We start from the raw sequence: 19,329 nt of genomic DNA on the forward strand, positions 1-19,329 counted from the left end.
GCCCGATTCATCTGCGCGGCCACGGCCACCGCCGCCATGCCGCGCCGCTCAATGCGCCTGGTCCCAGTTCATGCCGGTGCCGATGTCGACGATCAGCGGCACGTCGAGCCGGGCCGCCGCGGCCATGCGTTCGCGCACGCCGGCCACGACCGCATCGACCGCGTCTTCGCGCACCTCGAACACGAGCTCGTCGTGCACCTGCATGAGCATGCGTGCGCGCGACGCCTGATCGGCAAGCCAGGCGTCGACCGTGATCATCGCGCGCTTGATGATGTCGGCCGCGGTGCCCTGCATCGGCGCATTGATGGCCGCACGCTCGGCGCCGGCGCGCTGGGCCTGGTTGCGCGAGTTGATGTAGTCCAGGTACAGGCGGCGCCCGAACAGCGTCTCCACGTAACCGTCACGGTGGGCCTGCTCGCGGATGCGCTCCATGAACTCGTGCACGCCCGGATAGCGGGTGAAATAGCGCGCCATGTAGTCCTGCGCCTCGCCGCGCGAGACGCCGAGCTGGCGGGCGAGACCGAATGCGCCCATGCCGTAGATGAGGCCGAAGTTGATGACCTTGGCGGCGCGGCGCTGGTCGGCATCGACCTCGCCCTGCGGCACGCCAAACACTTCGGCGGCGGTCGCACGGTGCACGTCCTGTCCGCCATGGAACGCCGCGAGCAGGCCGGGATCGCCCGACAGGTGCGCCATGATGCGCAGCTCGATCTGCGAATAGTCGGCCGCGACGACTCGCCATCCCGGCGGGGCGATGAAGGCCTGGCGGATGCGCCGGCCTTCCTCGGTGCGGGCCGGGATGTTCTGCAGGTTCGGCTCCGACGAGGACAGTCGCCCGGTGGCGGCTATGGCCTGGCCATAGCTCGTGTGCACGCGGCCCGTGCGCGGGTTGACCATCTCGGCGAGCTTGTCGGTGTAGGTGCTGCGCAGCTTGGCCAGGCTGCGGTACTCGAGCACGACACGCGGCAGCTCGTGCCGGTCGGCGATCGCCTCGAGCGCGTCCTCGTTGGTCGAGGCTTGCCCACCCGGCGTCTTGACCACCACCGGCAGGCCGAGCTCGTCGAACAGGACGTTGCCGAGCTGCTTGGTCGAGTCGATGCTGAAGGGATGCCCGGCCAGCGCCCAGGCACGCTCGGTGAGCGCCTGCATGCGCTGGCCGAGTTCGCTGCCTTGGCGCCTGAGCGCGGCGGTGTCGATCAGCACGCCCGCCTGCTCCATGCGCGCCAGCACACCGATCAGCGGCACCTCGATCGTCTCGTAGACGCTGCGCAGGCCCGGCAGCGATTCGAACTGCGGCCACTGCGCCTGGTGCAGGCGCAGCGTGATGTCGGCGTCCTCGGCCGCGTAGCGGCAGGCGCTGTCGAGATCGACCTGCGCGAACGGAATCTGCCGTGCGCCCTTGCCGGCGACATCCTCGTAGCGGATCGTGTCGTAGCCGAGCAGACGCTTGGCCTGGGTGTCCATGTCATGGCGCCAGGTCGAATGCAGCACGTAGGACTCGAGCAGCGTGTCGTGCACCACGCCGCGCACCGTGATGCCGGCGCCGGCCAGCACGTTGAGGTCGTACTTGGCATGCTGGCCGAGCTTGGGCCGCTGCGCGTCCTCGAGGATCGGCGCCAGCGCAGCCAGCACCTCCTCGCGCGGCAACTGCGCCGGCACGCCGGCGTAGTCGTGGCCGAGCGGGATGTAGCAGGCCGCCTGCGGTTCGACCGCGAACGACAGGCCGACGAGCTGCGCCTGCATCGGGTCGAGCGAGGTCGTCTCGGTGTCGAAGGCGATGAGTTCGGCGCCGCGCAGCCGTTCCACCCAGGCCGCGAGCTGCGCCGCGTCGGTCACGAGCTCGTAGCTGCCCTGCGCGCCCGCCGCCGCGGGCGGCGCAGCCACGACCGGCGCGGCAGCGGCGCCGGTGTCGGCGGCGATACCCGCCGCGTCCAGTTCGCGCAGCGCGGCGTGGAATTCGTAGCGCTGGTAGAGCGTGCGCAGCGCCGCCACGTCCGGTTCGCGCAACGCCAGGTCGCGTGGGCCCTGCGCGAGCTCGACGTCGGTCCTGATCGTGGCCAGCTCGCGCGACAGTGGCAGTTGCGGCAAGGCACGGCGCAGGTTGTCGCCGATCTTGCCGGCGATCGCGTCCGCGTGGGCGATCACGCCATCGAGGCTGCCATAGGCGGCCAGCCATTTGGCCGCGGTCTTGGGGCCGCACTTGTCCACGCCCGGAATGTTGTCGACGCTGTCGCCCATCAGCGCGAGGTAGTCGATGATCTGGTCGGGCCGCACGCCGAAGCGCTCGACGACGCCTGCGCTGTCGAGCCTGGTGTTGGTCATCGTGTTGACGAGCGTGATGCCGGGTGCGACGAGCTGGGCGAAATCCTTGTCGCTGGTCGAGATCGTGACCTCGATGCCCTGCGCCTGCGCCTGCCGCGCCAGCGTGCCGATGACGTCGTCGGCCTCCACGCCGGTCACGCGCAGGATTGGCAGGCCGAGCGCCGCGACGATCGCGAGCATCGGCTCGATCTGCGCCAGCAGATCGTCGGGTGTGGCCTGACGCGTGGCCTTGTAGGCCGGATACAGCGCGTCGCGGAAGGTGGGTCCGGGCGCATCCTGCACGAAGGCAACGTAATCGGGGCGGTCCTTGAGCACGGCGCGCAGCATGTTGACCACGCCGAACAGCGCGCCGGTCGGCTCGCCGGCCGCATTGCTCAGCGGCGGCAGGGCATGGAACGCGCGGTACAGGTACGACGAACCGTCGATGAGGACGAGGCGCTGGGACATGGCGGGGCGAGGCGGCGACGGACCCTGAGCTTCGCGCGCACCCGCGGCCATTGCAATGGCGAATCCGCCGCAGCACCGGTGTGCGGTGGTGGCGCGACCTCAACGGCGCGCCATCACCGATACCCCGCGATCGCCGCTCAGCAGCCCTGCGGCAGCGGGTTGAGCGTGCACAGGTCCAGGCGCATGTCGTTGTTTTCCATCTGGTCGCGGAAGATCACGTCGCCGTTGGCGAACGCCGCCACCTGCGGATAACCGACCACGCCGACATCGGGGTTCACACGCCAGGCGATCGCGTTGTTGCCGGTCTGCACCTGGGTGGCGCGCACTGGAATGAGCAGCTCGAGCCAGAAGCCGCGATGCATGCCCCACGCGCCGCCGCCGATGCCGCCGCGCACGGCGCGCACGGCCAGCCCCTGGACGCCCTGCGGGTAACTCTGCGGGCAACCGTAGTCGGGGTCGACGTCGAGGTTGTACAGCACCAGTGGCGTGCCGCGCGCGGCGTAGCAGAAGGCGGGATTGTCGGCTGAGTTGGCGGTCACCATGCCGGGCGGCAGGATCAGTTCGATGCCGACCGCGCTGCCCGAACAGGGATTGCCCGGATGGCCGAGCACGAGATGCACGTAGAACACCTCGCCGACTGCGGGGCTGAAGTCGGGCGGCGGATGGGAAAAGCCCGCGTAGCCCATGACGCGCGTCTCGACGATCGGCGGCCCGAAGATGTCGCAGTACACATCGGTGCCGATGTTGATGAAGGCGCCGTTGTACCAGGGCTGCAACTGTTCGCTGATCGGCAATGCCAGCGGCGCAACGGCATCCGCGGTTGCGACCGCGGGCGCCGCCGCGCACGGCGCGGTGACCGGACATGCAACAACGAGCAGCAGGCCCAGCAGGTGTTGCAGGAACTTGTGCATGACGCGCTCCACGATTGGGACGCGCCACTCAACGCAAGATGGCGGGCAAAACATCAAATGCCGACCGACGCGCGTGGCTGGCCGGCCACCCGCGGCGCCGGCTCAGCAACCGTTCGGGGTCGGCGTGACCGTGCAGACATCGAGCATGAGCACGTGGCCCTCCATCGAATCGCGGAAGATCACGTCGTTGTTGACCAGCAGCGGCACCTGCGGATAGCCGACCACGCCGATGTCGGGATTGACGCGCCAGCGGATCAGGTTGTTGCCCGCCTGCGGCACCGTCGAACGCAACGGGATCAGCAGCTCGAGCCAGAAACCACGATGCATGCCCCAGGCACCGCCGCCGATGCCGCCGCGCAGCGCGCGCACGGCCAGCCCCTCCAGCCCTTGCGGAAAGGTTTGCGGGCAACCGTAGTTGGGGTCGTTGTCGAGATTGATGAGCGTGTTGCTGGTGCCGAGCACGGCAAAGCAGAACGCGGGGTTGGCGTTCGAGGTGGCCGGCTGCACGCCGGCTGGCAGCAACAGTTCGATGCCGACCGCGCTGCCGGCGCAGGGGTTGCCCGGATGGGCCAGCACGAGGTGGGTGTAGAACACCTCGCCGACTGCCGGCGTGTAGTTGGGCGGCAGCAGGCTGTAACCCGTGTAGCCGCTCACGCGCGTCTCGACGATCGGCGGATCGCTGAGGCAGGCGATGTCGGTGCCGATGCCGATGAAGACACCGTTGTACCAGGGCAGCACGAGCTCGGGCGCCGACACCGCCGCGGGCACCGACAGCGGTATCGATGCCGGTGCCGGTGCCGACAACGCGGCCGCGGCTGACAGCAGCAGCGGCAACAGCAGGACATGGCGCATGAACATGGGCGGTCTCCGCAGGATCACAGCCTTATACGCGATATCCACCGCCGACCCGCAATCGCCGCGCACGGCTGCATCGCGCCATGCGCTCTCTGCTAGGCTGTCGACATTGCTCGAGGATCCACGATGAACCGCCCGACCCTGCTCATCACCGGCCTGTCGTTTGCCCTTGCCAGCGGCGCGCTGCTGGCGGCCCCGCCCGCGGCCCGCCCGCAACCGGCCGAGGTTCCGCCGCCGCCCGGCCTGAACGACCCGACCGCGGCGCCTGCCAGCACGCAGGCCGCGCCCGCCGCCGCAGCCGCGGCCACCGCGGCCAGCCAAGCCGACGACCCGCTCGCTGCAGTACCCAAGCCCGATGCGCGCCTCGTGCGCGACAAGGCCTCGCGCGACGCCGCCGCCACCCAGCAGCGCATGGCGGGCAGCCAGGTCACGCGACGCCAGCAGGGCAGTGACACGGTGGAGGAATACCGCCAGAACGGCCGCATCTGGATGATCCGCATCGTGCCGATCAACGGCCCGATCCAGACCTTCGTCACCAACGACGGCAGCGGCCGCCTCGTGCGCGATCCGAAGGAAGGCCCGGTATCGCCGGTCTACTACTCGCTTTACGACTGGAAGTAGCGCGCGGCTGATCGCCGTTGCGCCGGACCGGTGCGCACGGCAACCGTGATCGCGCGCAACGGCAGTCAGCCGAAGCGCGCCAACCCGAACGGTGCCAGCTCGGTCCGTGGACCGCCTTGCATGCATGCGCGCGCGATGCGCTCGCCGGTGGTCGCCGCCAGCGTGAGACCCAGATGCTGGTGGCCGAAGGCGTAGGCGAGGTTGTCGTAGGCGTCGGCCACGCCCAGCGCGGGCAGGTAGTCGGGCAAGGTCGGGCGCGCGCCGAACCAGGCACTGGGCTCGCCGCGCACGGGCAGGCCCAGTTGCGCCGCGTGCCGGGCCAGGCGCGCCCACTTGCGCGGATCGGGCGCGGCGTCCGGCACGGCGTATTCGACATGGCCGGCCAGGCGCAGCCCCGAGCTGAAACGCGTCAGGATCACCGAGCGATCCTCGAACACCACCGGCGGCAGCGCGGGCCAGTCATGGCGGGCCCACTGCAGGTGATAGCCACGTTCGGCGATCAGCGGCGCGGGCAGGCCCAGGCCCGCGAGCAGGCCGCGTGAGTGCAGACCTGCACAGACGAGGATGACATCGGCATCGCGGCGCACGCCGCCGGCATCGAGCGCCTGCACGCGCACGCCGCTGGCCTGCAGCGCCTGCACGCGGCTGCGCACGATCGTGCCGCCACCACGCACCAGGGCCAGTTCGAGGCGCCGTGCCAGCGTCGGCAGGTCGGCGATCTGCGCGGTGTGCTCGAAGCCGAGCGCGCCGGCCAACGGGACGCCAAGCTCGGCCTGCAGCGCCTCGCGCTGCGCTGCCGGCAGCGGCGCGCAGCGCGCCGTGCCCAGATCGGCGCCTTGCCAGGCCGCGCTGCCGCGGGCGGCGCTGCGCGCCGACTCCCAGCACAACCAGTGGCCATGCTCGAGCAGCAGGTCGCTGGCATCGATCGCCGCGGCCAGGCGCCGCCAGGCCGGCAACGCATCGGCGAGCAGGCCGGCGAGCGCGACCCGCCCGGCGGCCGCCCGCGCCGGCATGCAGGCCCGCAGGTAGCGCCGCAGCCACGCCCGATGCCGCCAGGGCTGGCGCAGATCGAGCGGCCCGCCAAAGCGATGCCAGCGGCGCAGCGCGCTGCGCAGCGTGGCCAGCGTCGCCAGCGGCTCGACCTGCTCGGTGGCGATGTGGCCGGCATTGCCCCACGACGGCGGCGCGGTCGGTTCGTCGGGCGCAACGAGGGTCACGCGCCAGCCGGCACGCTGCAGCGCGAGCGCGCCGGCGTAGCCGATGACGCCGCCACCGATGACCAGGGCTGTTGCGGACGGGGTCGACATGCCGCGTGGATCGGAGCCGGAAGGACGCCCATGCTAGGTCCGCGCCGCTGCGCTGGCTATGCAAAACTCCGCACGAGATTCGGCGATTCGCGCCGGGTCCGCCGCGGCCTACGCCCAGTCGCCGCCGACGAGGCTGCGGTAGTCGCGCGGCGTGGTGCCGACCGCCGCCTTGAACTGGCGGCTGAATGCGCTCTGGTCGCTGAAGCCGCAGGCCTGACCGATCGAGGCAATGCTGCGCTCGCCGCGCAGCAGGGTCGTCGCCGCCTCGATGCGCAGACGCATGAGCCACTGTTGCGGACTGAGGTGGAACACGCGCTGGAACTGGCGTTCGAGCTGCGACAGCGACAGCCCGGCCAGCGTCGCCAGCGTCTGCATGCGCACACGCTCGCCATAGTGGCGCTCCATGTGGTCGAGCACGCGGCGCAGGCGCGCGTAGCCCGGATGGCGGCCATCGGGCTGCTGCAGGTCGCGCGAGATGCCGATCAGGCCGACGATGGCCGAACCTTCCCGCAGCGGCATCTTGCAGGTCAGGCACCAGCCCGAGGCGCGGTTGGCGAACAGATGCAGTTCGAGCTGGTTGTCGATGCTGGCGCCGGCCAGCACCCGGCGGTCCTGCGCCAGATACGACTCACCCAGTCGTGGCGGGAACAGCTCGGCCGTGGTGCGGCCGATGACGTATTCGCGCCTGGCGCGGCCGAGCCGGCGCAGCAGGGTCTGGTTGGCATGCGTGTAGCGGCCGGCGCGGTCCTTGATGAAGAACACCGTGTCGGGCAGGCCGTCCATGAGCTGCTGCAACTGTTCGGGCGGAATCGGCGGAATCGGACTGGCCATGGCAATTGTGCTGATTTCGGCATGCGCGCAGCGCGAATCAGGCTAGACGATGCCACGCCAGTGGGCGATCCTGCCAGCATGATCGAAATCGATTACATCGACAGTCACAGCGGCGGCGAACCCACGCGCGTGGTGCTGTCGCCGCTGCCAGGCATGGCGCCGGGCACGCTGCAGCAGCGTCGCGCGGCGCTGCTGCGCGACCACGACCGCTGGCGCAGCATGATCGCCTGCGAGCCGCGCGGCTCGGACACGATGGTCGGCGCCCTGTTGCTGCCGCCCGAGCAGCCCGACTCGGTCGCTGCGGTGATCTTCTTCAACAATGTCGGCACGCTGGGCATGTGCGGCCACGGCACGATCGGCCTCGTGCGCACGCTGGCCCACCTCGGTCGCATCGGGCCCGGTCGCCATGCGATCGACACGCCGGTCGGCACCGTCAGCGCGCAGTTGCACGCGGATGGGCGCGTCAGCATCGACAACGTCGCCAGCCATCGCAGCCAGCGCCAGGTCGCGGTCGAGGTGCCGGGCCACGGCACGGTGCGCGGCGATGTGGCCTGGGGCGGCAACTGGTTCTTCATCAGCAGCGACACGCCGCTGCCGCTGCGGCTCACGCACTGGCGCGAGCTCACCCGCTACACCGCTGCGATCCGCGACGCGCTCGCCAGCGCCGGCATCCGCGGCGACGCCGGCGCCGAGATCGACCACATCGAGCTCAATGCGGCGCCGCTCGATGCGGCCAACGATGCGCGCAACTTCGTGCTGTGCCCGGGCCTGGCCTATGACCGCTCGCCCTGCGGCACCGGCCTGTCGGCCAAGCTCGCCTGCCTTGCCGCCGACGGCGCGCTCGCCGCGGGCCAGGTGCTGCGCATGGAGAGCGTGATCGGCAGCGTGTTCGAGGGCAGCTTCACGCCCGGTGACGCTGGCCGCGTGCTGCCGCGGATCACCGGTCGCGCCCACCTGTCGGCGCAGGGCCGGCTGCTGGTCGAGGCCGATGATCCGTTTGCATGGGGCATCGCCGCCCCATGAACCGGTCACCATTTCCTTCCATGACGAGCATGCAATGATGCACGAGACCTGCTTGTGGCACGGCGTGGTGCCGGCCATCACCACGCCATTCGACGCCGCCGGCGGCGTCGATCATGAATTCCTCGCCCGCCACGCCAACTGGCTCGTCGAGGCGGGCTGCACCGGCATCGTGCCGCTGGGTTCGCTCGGCGAGGGCGCCACGCTCGCGTTCGACGAGAAGCTCGCGATCGTGCGCACGCTGGTCGCCACGCTCGGCACGCGCGCGCCCGTGATCGCCGGCATCGCCGCACTGTCGACCGCCGAAGCGGTGCGCCTCGCGCGCGAATGCGAGCGGCTCGGCGCGCGTGGCCTCATGGTGCTGCCACCCTATGTCTACTCGTCGGACTGGCGCGAGATGGGCGCGCACCTGCGGGCCGTGATCGCGGCGACCGCACTGCCGGTGTTGCTGTACAACAACCCGCTCGCCTACCGCACCGACTTCACGCCCGAGCAGGTGGCGGAACTGGCCAGCGAGTTCCCGCAGGTGGCGGCGATCAAGGAATCCTCGGGCGACCTCCGCCGCCTGGCGGCACTGCGCGCGCTGATCGGCGATCGGCTGCAGCTCATGGTCGGCATCGACGATGCGTTGGTCGAGGGCGTGGCGATGGGCGCCTGCGGCTGGATCGCCGGTGTCGTCAACGCATTCCCGACCGAATCGGTGCGCCTGTTCGAGCTGGCTCGCACGGGCGGCAGCGCGGCGGCGATGGATCTGTATGCCTGGCTGCTGCCGCTGCTGCGCATGGATACGGTGCCCAAGTTCGTGCAGCTCATCAAACTCATGCAGGAGCGTGTTGGCCAGGGCAGCGCGCGCGTGCGGGCGCCGCGGCTGGAGCTCGATGCGGCCGAACGCGCCGCCGCGCTGCGCGTGATCGACGCTGCCATCGCCACGCGGCCGCCGCGGTGAGCCGGCGATGAGCAGCTTCCCGTCGAGCACGCTGCAACCGATCCTGTGCGCCGGCCAGTGGCGTGCCGCGACCGACGCCACGCGCGGTTTTCGCGCCGCCGATCCGACCACCGCTGAGTCGATCGGCCCAGAGTTTCCGTACTCGGGCGCGGCCGACGTGGAGGCCATGCTGGACGCGGCGACGCAGGCGGCCAGCGTGCTCGCCGCCTGTGAGCCGGCGCGCATCGCCGCGTTCCTCGATGCCTACGCGGCCGCGCTCGACGCCGCCCGCGACACGCTCGTCGCGAGCGCCCACGCCGAAACCGCCTTGCCCGCTGCGCCGCGCCTGGCCGAGGTCGAGCTGCCGCGCACGAGCGACCAACTGCGCCAAGCGGCACGGGCCGTGCGCGACTACAGCTGGACGCAGCCGGTGATCGACACCCGCAGCGGCCTGCGCGCGCACTTCGCACCGCTGCACAAGCCCGTGCTCGTGTTCGGACCCAACAATTTCCCGTTCGCATTCAACGCCGCCGCCGGCAGCGACTTCGCCAGCGCGATCGCGGCGCGCAATCCGGTCATCGCGGCGGCCCATCCGGCGCATCCGGGCACCAGTCGGCTGCTCGCCGAGCTCGCCCATCAGGCCGTGCTCGCCTGCGGCTTGCCGGCCGCGACGCTGCAACTGTTCTACGCGCTCGATCCGGCACTGGGCCTGCGCCTGGCGGGCGACCGTCGCCTCGGCGCGATCGGCTTCACCGGCAGCCGCCAGGCCGGCATGGCGCTCAAGGCCGCCGCCGACCAGGCCGGAGTGCCGATCCATGCCGAAATGTCGAGCGTCAACCCGGTGTTCCTGCTGGCGGGCGCGCTGCGCGAGCGCGGCGCCGGCCTCGCCCAGGAATTCTTCGCATCGTGCACGCTCGGCAGCGGCCAGTTCTGCACCAGTCCCGGCCTCGTCATGGTGCCGGCCGACGCCGCCGGCGATGCCTTCGTCAGCGCCGCCGCGGCGCGCTTCGATGGCGCCGCCGCGATGCTGCTGCTGGCCGCCGGCGTCGAGCGGCACCTGACGGCGGCGGTGGCGGCGCTGCGCTCGGCCGGCGCCCGGCTCATCGCGGGACGTGCCCAGGCCGAAGCGCCCGGCTGGCGCTATGCACCGAGCCTGCTCGAAGTCGATGCCGCGCAGTTCCTGGCCCAGCCGGCGGCGCTGCAGCAGGAAGCATTCGGCCCCGTGGCGCTGCTCGTGCGCTACCACGACACCGAGCAGGCGGTGGCGATCGGCCACGCCTGCGAGGGCAGTCTCACGGGCAGCCTGTTCAGCGCCGCGGACGGCAGCGATGACGCCGACTGCGCGCGCGTCGCGGCCGCGCTGCGGCCGCGCGTGGGCCGGCTGTGCAACGACAAGTGGCCGACCGGCGTCGCCGTCAGTGCGGCCATGCAGCATGGCGGACCCTACCCGAGCACGAGCCACGCCGGCTTCAGCGCGGTCGGCATGCCCGGTGCGATCCGGCGTTTTGCGCAGTGGCAGTGCCATGACAACGTGCGCGAGGATCGCCTGCCGAGCGAACTGCGCGATGCCAATCCCGCCGCGCTGCAGCGCCTCGTCGACGGGCGCTGGACCGATCGCTCGCTGTAGGCGCGGGCGCGCCGCCGCCCACCCGCGCAGCGGAGGCCGGGGCCTCAGGCCGCGGCGGCAATCGGCGCGGCTGCCTCGGCCAGGGCCGCGAAGTAGTCGCGCGTCAGCCGCAACTGCGCCTGCGCATCGTCGACGCCATTGATCAGCGCGCGGAAGGCGGCATGCGGCGAGCGGTTGGGGTGGCCATCTCCGGCGGCGTCGGACCCAGCCTGCTCGACCTGCCGCAGATACCAGCCCAGATGCTTGCGCGCGATGCGCACGCCCTGCCCTTCGCCATGGAAGGCATGCAGTTCGGCCAGGTGTTCGAGCAGGATCGCCGCGATCTCGGCCGGCGTGGGCGGTGCCAGCCGTTCGCCGCTGGCGAGGAAGTGGGCGATTTCGCGGAAGATCCACGGCCGACCCTGCGCCGCGCGACCGATCATGAGCGCATCGGCGCCGGTGGCGGCGAGCACGTCACGGGCCTTGTGCGGCGAGTCGATGTCGCCATTGGCCAGCACCGGGATCGTCACCGCCGCCTTGATCGCCGCGATCGTGGCGTACTCGGCCTGGCCGTTGTAGAGGTCGGCGCGCGTGCGCCCATGCACGGCCAACGCGGCGATGCCGGCGTCCTGCGCGATGCGCGCGATCGTCACGCCGTTGCGGTGCGCGTGGTCCCAGCCGGTGCGGATCTTGAGCGTGACCGGCACCTCGACCGCGCGCACCACGGCAGCGAGGATGCGCGCAACCAGCGCCTCGTCCTGCAGCAGCGCGCTGCCTGACCAGACGTTGCAGACCTTCTTGGCCGGACAGCCCATGTTGATGTCGATGAGCTGCGCGCCCTGGTCGACGTTGTAGCGCGCCGCGTGCGCGAGCATGGCCGGATCGTAGCCGGCGATCTGCACGCTGATCGGTGCGGGCTCGCCGATATGGTCCATGCGCTGACGCGACTTGCGCGTGGTCCACAGGCGCGGATCGCAATGCGTCATCTCCGACACGGCCAGGCCCGCGCCGAGCCGCTTGCAGAGCTGGCGGAACGGCTTGTCGGTGACCCCGGCCATCGGCGCAAGCGCCAGCGGCGGGTCGATGAGGTACGGACCGATGCGCATGGTGGCGCGATTGTAGCGGTGCGCGGGCGGCGCGACCGCGGGCAGCGCAGGGCGCCCGCTGGCCGCCCTGCACCGCGCGCCGCGCCGCATGCGCGGCGCGGCGACTGGCTTCAGTGCTTGCGGCGATGCAGGCGCGCGAGGCCGGCGGCGCTGACGTGGCGACCGGGCACGGTCACGGTTGGCGTATCGGTGCCATCAATGCTGACGTCGTCGATGAACGTGCTGCCATCGGCCGCGCCGCCACCGGGGTAGTCGTACTGGAAACGCAGCACATGCGCGCCGCCATCGGCAAACGCGGCGATGTCGATCGAGTGCAACCCATAGGCGTCATCGGCGGTGATCGCCGACAGGTCGGTGGTCTCGACCGCGGTGCCGTCGATCGACACGGTGAGATTGGCCACCTGGTCGGGCAGCTCGACCGCATAGCGCCAGTAGTTGAGGTAGCGTGGCGCACCCGCCGGGATCGTCACCGTCTGCTCGATGTGCTGCGTATAGAGATTGTCGCCACCCCAGCCTCCGAACCAGGTCGTGTATACGCCGCCGTGGGTCGGGTAGCCGCCGGCAACGAAGAACGTGCTGGAATCATCGTTGCTGTCGAACGCGGTCCAGTATGGATTGGGGCCGAAGCTCGTGGTGGTGGCCTCGAAGCCGCCATCGGCGACCACTGGACCGGGATCGAAGCCATTGACGAAGATCCGGTCGGGCGGCCCGTTGGCGCCATCGACCACGAACGACACCGTGTCGGTGGCGCCGATGACCCAGCCGGCCAGCTTGCTGCCGTCGCCCGAGACGGCGGTCAGGCCTCCCTGCAGCGGCAGCGGCAACTCGGGCGGCAAGGCGACCGCGCGGTCGGACAGGTAGTCGGCCAACGCCTGTGCGCCGCCGGCCTCGGTCCAGATCAGCAACGCGCGCGGCGGGCTGTCGAAGAAGCCGCTGGCACCGACGATGGTGTTGCCATCGTCGCTCACGCCGAATGCGAACGGCATGCCGGGGATCAACGTGAGTTCACCGCTGGCGACGTTGAGACGCCAGCCGCTGCCGACCGCCCACTGGCCGTTGCCACTGACGCCGGTGGCCTCATCGAGCGCATTGCCGCTGCCGTCGTGCACATAGGTCGGCACGCGGTCGACCCAAATCACGCCGCGGCGGAAACCGTCATCCGGGTCGTCGTTCCAGCCTCCCACCACGCGCCCGTCGGCACTGATCGCGTTGGCGCGCGAGGCCGAGGTGGGGCTGTCGACCGGCAACGTGACGAGGCCATCGACCGGCGAGTGGTAGTAGGCGCGGGCCACGGAATAGTCACTGCTGAAGGCAAGCCCGACCGCCGTGCCGTCGTCGGCCACGTCGTAGACGTTGGCATTGTCGGTATCGGCCGGCAGCGGCAACTGGGTTGGCGTGGTCGAACCCACCGCCAGCAGTGCCGGCAGGTCATGTCCGCCATTGTCGATGCCGCCATCGTTGGACCAGGCACCCGACAGCGTGCCGGTATTGTTGATGCCGTTGGCGTAGACCAGCTCGCTCAGCAGTTCCTCGTTGCCGGTGGCCGCGGTCCAGCGCAATCCGCCCTGACCGAAGACGTAGGCGACGAGGTAGTCGCCGTTCTGCGAGAACTTGGTGGCCTGGGCACCGGGCGTCTGCAGGACCGTGATCGACGGGCTGGCGACGCTGGCGCCGCTGGTGGTGGCAAGAACCGCCACGAGGATCGCGGCGAGCGGGGCAAAGCGCATGGTTGGGGCTCCGGAGGTGGCGGGGGCCGGCTTGCGGACGCCGGGTCCGTCGGCCTCGCGCCGGGCGCGAGACAGCGACCCGGCAGCTTGGCGCGGTCGCGGCAAAAAGCAATTCGCGCCGCGTTCGCGCGGCATTCCGGCAACGTTTCGATGCGATGACGTTGTGATGAAACAAGGTCTTGCAACCGGTCTGGTCTGCCGGTCGACAAACAAGAAAGCCTTCCCCGCGGACGGGGAAGGCTCGCCAGAACCGAGCGCGCACCGCCAGCTGGCGGTGCGCGGGGCGCAACGTCACCTGGAAATGTCGACGTCCTTGGTTTCGGGCAGGAACAGCAGGCCGACGATGAAGGTCATCGAAGCCACGATGACCGTGTACCACAGGCCGTAATAGATATCGCCGGTCCAGGCCACCAGCGCAAACGAGATCGAGGGCAGGAAGCCACCGAACCAGCCGTTGCCGATGTGATACGGCAGGCTCATCGAGGTGTAGCGGATGCGGGTCGGGAACAGCTCGACCAGCCAGGCCGCGATCGGGCCGTAGACCATCGTGACGTAGATCACGAGGATCGTCAGCAGAAGCAGCAGCATCGGCCAGTTGACCTGGGCCGGATCGGCCTTGGCCGGGTAGCCGGCGCTGTTGAGTGCTGCGCTCAGCTCCTTGCTGAACGCGGCCGCCTGGGCCTTGAACGCATCGGCGTCGAGCGCGCCGCCCTCGAATGAATTGACGGTGGTCGCGCCGATCTTGACCGACGCCACCGTGCCGACTGCCGCCGGCTGATTCGAATAGGGCACGCCGGCCTTGGTGAGCGCGCTCTTGGCGATGTCGCAGGAATCCTTGAAGACCTTCTTGCCGACCGGGTCGAACTGGAACGCGCAGGTGGCAGGATCGGCCACGACCACCACGGGATTCGCCTGCGCGGCGTGCTCCACGGCCGGATTGCCGTAATGCGTCAAGCCCTTGAAGATCGGGAAGTAGGTCAACGCCGCAAGCAGGCAGCCGAGCATGATGATCGGTTTGCGTCCGATCCGGTCCGACAGGGCGCCAAACACGACGAAGAACGGCGTGGCGATGAGCAAGGCACCCGCGATCAGCAGGTTGGTCATCACCGGATCGATCTTGAGCGTCTGGCCCAGGAAGAACAGCGAATAGAACTGTCCGCCGTACCACACCACGGCCTGACCTGCGGTTGCACCGATCAGGGCGAGGATGACGATCCTGAGGTTGCCCCAACGCCCGAACGATTCGCTGATCGGCGACTTCGAGCCGCGCCCCTCGGCCTTCATCTGCTGGAACAGCGGCGATTCGTTGAGTTGCAGGCGGATATAGACCGAGATCGCGAGCAGGACGGCGGAAATCAGGAACGGGACGCGCCAGCCCCAGGTATCGAAGCTTTCGCCGAGCAGCTTGCGGCAGGCCAGGATGACGAGCAGCGACAGGAACAGGCCGAAGGTCGCGGTGATCTGGATGAAGCTCGTGTAGAAGCCGCGCTTGCCTGGCGGCGCATGCTCGGCCACGTAGGTTGCCGCGCCACCATACTCGCCGCCGAGCGCGAGGCCCTGCAACAGGCGCAGCACGATAAGGATGATCGGTGCCGCAATGCCGATCGTGGCGTAGCTCGGGATCAGGCCGACCAGGAAGGTCGACGAACCCATGATGACGATCGTGACGAGGAAGGTGAACTTGCGCCCGACCATGTCGCCGAGGCGACCGAACACGAGTGCACCGAACGGACGCACGAAGAAGCCGGCAGCGAAGGCCAGCAGCGCCATGATGAGGCCGCTGGTGGGATTGAGGGCCGAGAAGAACTGCGCCGCGATGTTGCCTGCCAGCGAACCGTACAGGTAGAAGTCGTACCACTCGAACATCGTGCCCACGCTCGAGGCGATGATCACGCGCTTGTGGCTCGTACTGAGCATGTTCACGGAACCGGGCTTGCTGGTGGCCATCGTGTATCCCCTCTTCGCCGGCGACGCCGCGGCGCCGCACCCCGCCTGGCCCCGCCACGACTGCCGTGGCGAGGCTGCAGGCATGAACCCCGCAGGCGGCGGGCCAGCGCCGCCGCCGCAGGCATGATCAGAACGTGTACTGCGCGCTCACGCTGACCTGGTTGCCACTGGTCTTGCGCGTGGCACCGGCATTGAGCGAGTCGAGCCGGTCGTGCAGCCATTCGACGCCAAGCTGGTACGGGCCGCTCGCATAGATCACGCTCAGCGCGGTCTGGCGGCTCTGCAGCAGGCCGGTCGAGCCATTGCCGAGCCAGGCGGTCACGTCATCACGGTCGGACTTGGACATGCCGTAGTAGCCGTTGATGCTCCAGTTCTTGGTGAAGTTGTAGCCAACCTGCACGTAGCCGCCGGTCTCGCCGATGTCGCCGAACTGGGCGAGGTTGCCAAAGATCTCACCCAAGCCGTTGCCGGTGTAGAGCAGGCCCTTGAGGGTCCAGTCGCCGGGCTTCCACTGACCGCCGATTTCCAGGCCCGTGCTGTCGACACTCGACTTGACCGGCGTCGGCGCGGCGCCATCGACGCCCTTGAGGTCGATCTTGCTGTAATGGCCCGCCACGTAGGCAACCCAGTTGCTGCCGCTGGCGCGGATGCGCGCCTCGAGCTGCGGCTGGAAGTCGACGTTGCCACCGGTGAGGTAGTTGACCGTCGAACCGGGACCGTTCCACGAACCCGAGAACGCGCCGACGTCGAACCGCCACTTGGTGTCGCCACCTTGGCCGAGATCCTGCATCACGACCACGCCCGGGAAGCGCCAGCCGACGTAGCCGTTGCCGAAGCCGAGCGGAAACGCCACATGGGTGGGCGAGGTGGCGAGGTTGTCGATCGGGAACATGAGATCCCATTGCTGGCCGATGCGCACACGCGTGCCGGTACTGGCGTTGGCGATGTCCATGTAGGCCTGGCGCAGCCGCGGCACGGGCTGCTGCTGGCTGTAGGCGCCGGTGCCGTTGAAGCCACCGAAGAAGTCCATCTCGATGCGGCCACCGCCGCTCCAGGACTCGTTGAACTGGGCGCCGGTGAAATCGAGCCAGAAGCGCGTGTTGCGGATATCGAAGCCGCTGAGCGTGCCGGTCGAACCCGGAATCGGGAATTGCGCATTCTGACCATTGCCGAACGTGAAGTTGCGGTTCTGGCTGAAGGCACTGGCGTTGATGAAGCCATGCAGCGCAACGGAAACACCCTTGGCCGTGCTGAACACGGGCGACTTGGGCTCTTCCTTGGGCGCCGGCGGTGGCGGCGGCGGCATTGCCGCCTGCTGCTGGGCGACATGGTCGACCGTGCGCTGCTGGGCGCGGATCTCGTCCTTGATCGCAGCCAGTTCGGCTTCCAGTTGCTGGATGCGCGCCTCGAGCTGCTGCTCTTTGGGCGAATCCTTGGCCTGCACGCCGAGCGGCGCGATGAGCGCGCAGACGATGGCTGCGGACAAGGCGTGGTGCAACCTGCTGCGAGTTGGTGTTGGCTTCATAAGCCCTCCCGATGGTAGTGATGAGGATTTCGCAGCACGCCAAGGTCGGCTATTCGCCATTGGTCGAGGCTACGACGAAAGTCGAATGCGGGTTCTGCGCTACGTGGCACACTTGCGAGGCGGATCACCTCCAGTCCAACCAGGAGTCAGCCATGTCGAACATCCACAAGGTCCCCCCCGAGTTCGCCGCCGCGGCCCGCATCGACCGCGCCACCTACGAGCGCGACTACGCCGAATCCGTTCGCGATCCGGACGGCTTCTGGGGCCGCGTCGGCAAGCGCCTGGACTGGAGCAAGCCCTACACCCAAGTGCGCGACGTATCCTTCGACGCGAACGACCTGCATGTGAAATGGTACGCCGATGGCGAACTCAACCTTGCGGCAAATTGTCTCGACCGCCACCTCGCCACGCGTGGCGACAAGGCCGCGATCGTGTGGGAAGGCGACGACCCGTCCGAGTCGCGCCGCATCAGCTACCGCGAGCTGCATGCCGACGTCTGCAAGGCAGCCAACCTGCTGAGCAGCCTCGGCATCAAGCGCGGCGATCGCGTCGCGATCTACCTGCCGATGATTCCCGAGGTCGCGGTGGCGATGCTGGCCTGCACGCGCATCGGCGCCGTGCATACCGTGGTGTTCGGCGGCTTCTCGCCCGACTCGCTGGCCAGCCGCATCGCCGACGCGCAATGCAAGCTCGTGATCACGGCCGACGAAGGCCTGCGTGGCAGCAAGAAGGTGCCGCTCAAGGTCAATGTCGACGAAGCGCTGACGCGGCCGGGCACGACCTCGGTCGAAACCGTGCTGGTGGTGCGCCGCACCGGCGGCGCGATCGCGATGCAGGCGCCGCGCGACCGCTGGTGGCACGAGCTCATGGCGGGCCAGTCCCCGCAACACGAGGCCGTCCCGGTGAACGCGGAGCATCCGCTGTTCATCCTGTATACCTCGGGCTCGACCGGCAAGCCCAAGGGCGTGCTGCACACCACCGGCGGCTTCCTGGTGTTCATCGCCTACACCCACGAGGCCGTATTCGACCTGCGCGAGGACGACGTGTACTGGTGCACGGCCGACGTCGGCTGGGTCACCGGCCACAGCTACGTGCTGTACGGCCCGCTCGCCAACGGCGCCACCACCGTGATGTTCGAGGGCGTGCCCAACTACCCCGACGCCTCGCGCTTCTGGCAGGTGGTGGACAAGCACAAGGTCACGATCATCTATACCGCGCCGACCGCGATCCGCGCGCTCATGCGCGAAGGCGAAGCGCCGGTCAAGAAGACCTCGCGCGCCAGCCTGCGCCTGCTCGGCTCGGTGGGCGAGCCGATCAATCCCGAGGCATGGGAGTGGTACTGGCGCGTGGTCGGCGACGGACGCTGCCCGGTGGTCGATACCTGGTGGCAGACCGAAACCGGCGGCATCCTCATCTCGCCGCTGCCCGGCGCGATCGACCAGAAGCCCGGCTCGGCCACGCTGCCGTTCTTCGGCGTGCGCCCCGCCATCGTCGACGCCAACGGCGTGCTGCTGGAAGGCGAGGCCGAGGGCAACCTCGTGCTGCTCGATTCCTGGCCCGGCCAGATGCGCACGGTCTATGGCGACCACCAGCGCTTCATCGACACCTATTTCAAGACCTATCCCGGCATGTATTTCACGGGCGATGGCGCGCGCCGCGACGCCGATGGCTATTACTGGATCACCGGTCGCGTCGACGACGTGATCAACGTGTCGGGCCACCGGCTCGGCACCGCCGAGGTCGAAAGCGCGCTGGTGGCCCATCCCAAGGTCGCCGAGGCAGCCGTGGTCGGCTATCCGCACGACATCAAGGGCCAGGGCATCTACGCCTACGTGACGCTCAAGGCGGGCGAACATCCCAGCGACGAGCTGCGCAAGGAACTGGTGGCCTGGGTGCGCAAGGAAATCGGCCCGATCGCAACGCCCGACCAGTTGCAATGGGCGCCGAGCCTGCCCAAGACGCGGTCCGGCAAGATCATGCGCCGCATCCTGCGCAAGATCGCCGAGAACCAGCCCGAGGCGCTCGGCGACATCACCACGTTGGCCGACCCCTCGGTGGTGGCGAGCCTGGTGGCCGAACGCCTCGTCAAGTGAGATGAAGCCGGCGAGCGGCCAGCGCAGATCGGCCGCCACGACGCAGCGCCTCGTGCGTCGCGGTGGCCGCTGGCGCGCGGCTCTCT

General features: G+C 69.5%; 14 protein-coding genes. 5 read left to right on the forward strand and 9 right to left on the reverse strand.

From position 1 onward, the window contains the following. Positions 1–48 precede the first annotated feature (48 nt). The 3 genes from polA to KF903_RS05085 all read right to left on the reverse strand — a co-directional run bounded on the left by polA (position 49) and on the right by KF903_RS05085 (position 4,538). Complete coding sequence (gene polA, locus KF903_RS05075) at positions 49–2,769, reverse strand: DNA polymerase I (RefSeq protein ID WP_291211869.1); 2,721 nt, start codon at positions 2,767–2,769, stop codon at positions 49–51. 137 nt (positions 2,770–2,906) lie between these two features. Then, a complete protein-coding gene (locus KF903_RS05080) occupies positions 2,907–3,680 on the reverse strand; it encodes a hypothetical protein (RefSeq protein WP_291211872.1) in 774 nt (257 codons plus the stop codon). A 102-nt stretch (positions 3,681–3,782) separates the two neighbouring features. After that, entirely contained in the window at positions 3,783–4,538 is a 756-nt protein-coding gene (locus KF903_RS05085; RefSeq protein WP_291211874.1) for a hypothetical protein, read from the reverse strand. 123 nt (positions 4,539–4,661) lie between these two features. Between KF903_RS05085 and KF903_RS05090 the strand changes: the two genes are divergently transcribed. After that, complete coding sequence (locus KF903_RS05090) at positions 4,662–5,156, forward strand: DUF2782 domain-containing protein (protein ID WP_291211876.1); 495 nt, start codon at positions 4,662–4,664, stop codon at positions 5,154–5,156. A 65-nt stretch (positions 5,157–5,221) separates the two neighbouring features. Here KF903_RS05090 and KF903_RS05095 read toward each other — a convergent pair whose 3' ends face one another. Beyond that, positions 5,222–6,463 carry an FAD-binding oxidoreductase gene (locus tag KF903_RS05095; RefSeq protein ID WP_291211879.1) on the reverse strand — a complete coding sequence of 414 codons (1,242 nt, stop codon included), beginning with the start codon at positions 6,461–6,463 and terminating at the stop codon, positions 5,222–5,224. Positions 6,464–6,571: 108 nt separating this feature from the next. Further along, positions 6,572–7,294 (reverse strand): AraC family transcriptional regulator, encoded by a 723-nt coding sequence (locus tag KF903_RS05100; RefSeq protein ID WP_291211881.1) that lies wholly within the window; start codon positions 7,292–7,294, stop codon positions 6,572–6,574. Between the two features lie 78 nt (positions 7,295–7,372). Here KF903_RS05100 and KF903_RS05105 point away from each other — a divergent pair, with 78 nt between their 5' ends. Genes KF903_RS05105 through KF903_RS05115 form a run of 3 tightly spaced genes read left to right on the forward strand, consistent with a single transcriptional unit; the run spans position 7,373 to position 10,866 of the window. Next, on the forward strand, positions 7,373–8,317 hold the full coding sequence (locus KF903_RS05105) for a proline racemase family protein (RefSeq protein WP_291211884.1): 945 nt from the start codon (positions 7,373–7,375) through the stop codon (positions 8,315–8,317). A 37-nt stretch (positions 8,318–8,354) separates the two neighbouring features. Further along, positions 8,355–9,260, forward strand: a complete 906-nt coding sequence (locus tag KF903_RS05110; protein WP_291211886.1) for a dihydrodipicolinate synthase family protein — start codon at positions 8,355–8,357, stop codon at positions 9,258–9,260. 7 nt (positions 9,261–9,267) lie between these two features. Further along, the gene (locus KF903_RS05115; protein ID WP_291211888.1) at positions 9,268–10,866 is read left to right on the forward strand and encodes an aldehyde dehydrogenase family protein; all 1,599 of its coding nucleotides are present in this window, start codon (positions 9,268–9,270) and stop codon (positions 10,864–10,866) included. A 44-nt stretch (positions 10,867–10,910) separates the two neighbouring features. Here the strand turns inward: KF903_RS05115 and dusB are convergent, their stop codons facing one another. The 4 genes from dusB to KF903_RS05135 all read right to left on the reverse strand — a co-directional run bounded on the left by dusB (position 10,911) and on the right by KF903_RS05135 (position 17,111). Next, positions 10,911–11,951: a tRNA dihydrouridine synthase DusB gene (dusB, locus tag KF903_RS05120; RefSeq protein ID WP_291211890.1), complete on the reverse strand. Its 1,041-nt coding sequence runs from the start codon at positions 11,949–11,951 to the stop codon at positions 10,911–10,913. A 110-nt stretch (positions 11,952–12,061) separates the two neighbouring features. After that, positions 12,062–13,678, reverse strand: coding sequence for a hypothetical protein (locus tag KF903_RS05125; protein WP_291211893.1), 1,617 nt, complete (start codon positions 13,676–13,678; stop codon positions 12,062–12,064). Between the two features lie 291 nt (positions 13,679–13,969). Further along, positions 13,970–15,625: an MFS transporter gene (locus tag KF903_RS05130; RefSeq protein WP_291211895.1), complete on the reverse strand. Its 1,656-nt coding sequence runs from the start codon at positions 15,623–15,625 to the stop codon at positions 13,970–13,972. Positions 15,626–15,752: 127 nt separating this feature from the next. After that, positions 15,753–17,111 carry a hypothetical protein gene (locus tag KF903_RS05135; protein ID WP_291211898.1) on the reverse strand — a complete coding sequence of 453 codons (1,359 nt, stop codon included), beginning with the start codon at positions 17,109–17,111 and terminating at the stop codon, positions 15,753–15,755. A 191-nt stretch (positions 17,112–17,302) separates the two neighbouring features. Between KF903_RS05135 and acs the strand changes: the two genes are divergently transcribed. Continuing rightward, the gene (acs, locus tag KF903_RS05140; protein WP_291211901.1) at positions 17,303–19,243 is read left to right on the forward strand and encodes an acetate--CoA ligase; all 1,941 of its coding nucleotides are present in this window, start codon (positions 17,303–17,305) and stop codon (positions 19,241–19,243) included. The last annotated feature ends 86 nt before the right edge of the window (positions 19,244–19,329 follow it).

It is taken from the genome of Dokdonella sp., assembly GCF_019634845.1.
Taxonomy (GTDB): Bacteria; Pseudomonadota; Gammaproteobacteria; order Xanthomonadales; family Rhodanobacteraceae; genus Dokdonella_A.

Bases quoted from the DNA above. Each gene is read 5' to 3' on its own strand.
- KF903_RS05125 (WP_291211893.1), bottom strand. From the start codon at position 13,678: ATGCGCTTTGCCCCGCTCGCCGCGATCCTCGTGGCGGTTCTTGCCACC.
- acs (WP_291211901.1), top strand. From the start codon at position 17,303: ATGTCGAACATCCACAAGGTCCCCCCCGAGTTCGCCGCCGCGGCCCGC.
- KF903_RS05130 (WP_291211895.1), bottom strand. From the start codon at position 15,625: ATGGCCACCAGCAAGCCCGGTTCCGTGAACATGCTCAGTACGAGCCAC.
- KF903_RS05110 (WP_291211886.1), top strand. From the start codon at position 8,355: ATGCACGAGACCTGCTTGTGGCACGGCGTGGTGCCGGCCATCACCACG.
- KF903_RS05095 (WP_291211879.1), bottom strand. From the start codon at position 6,463: ATGTCGACCCCGTCCGCAACAGCCCTGGTCATCGGTGGCGGCGTCATC.
- KF903_RS05115 (WP_291211888.1), top strand. From the start codon at position 9,268: ATGAGCAGCTTCCCGTCGAGCACGCTGCAACCGATCCTGTGCGCCGGC.
- KF903_RS05080 (WP_291211872.1), bottom strand. From the start codon at position 3,680: ATGCACAAGTTCCTGCAACACCTGCTGGGCCTGCTGCTCGTTGTTGCA.
- polA (WP_291211869.1), bottom strand. From the start codon at position 2,769: ATGTCCCAGCGCCTCGTCCTCATCGACGGTTCGTCGTACCTGTACCGC.
- dusB (WP_291211890.1), bottom strand. From the start codon at position 11,951: ATGCGCATCGGTCCGTACCTCATCGACCCGCCGCTGGCGCTTGCGCCG.
- KF903_RS05105 (WP_291211884.1), top strand. From the start codon at position 7,373: ATGATCGAAATCGATTACATCGACAGTCACAGCGGCGGCGAACCCACG.
- KF903_RS05090 (WP_291211876.1), top strand. From the start codon at position 4,662: ATGAACCGCCCGACCCTGCTCATCACCGGCCTGTCGTTTGCCCTTGCC.
- KF903_RS05100 (WP_291211881.1), bottom strand. From the start codon at position 7,294: ATGGCCAGTCCGATTCCGCCGATTCCGCCCGAACAGTTGCAGCAGCTC.
- KF903_RS05085 (WP_291211874.1), bottom strand. From the start codon at position 4,538: ATGTTCATGCGCCATGTCCTGCTGTTGCCGCTGCTGCTGTCAGCCGCG.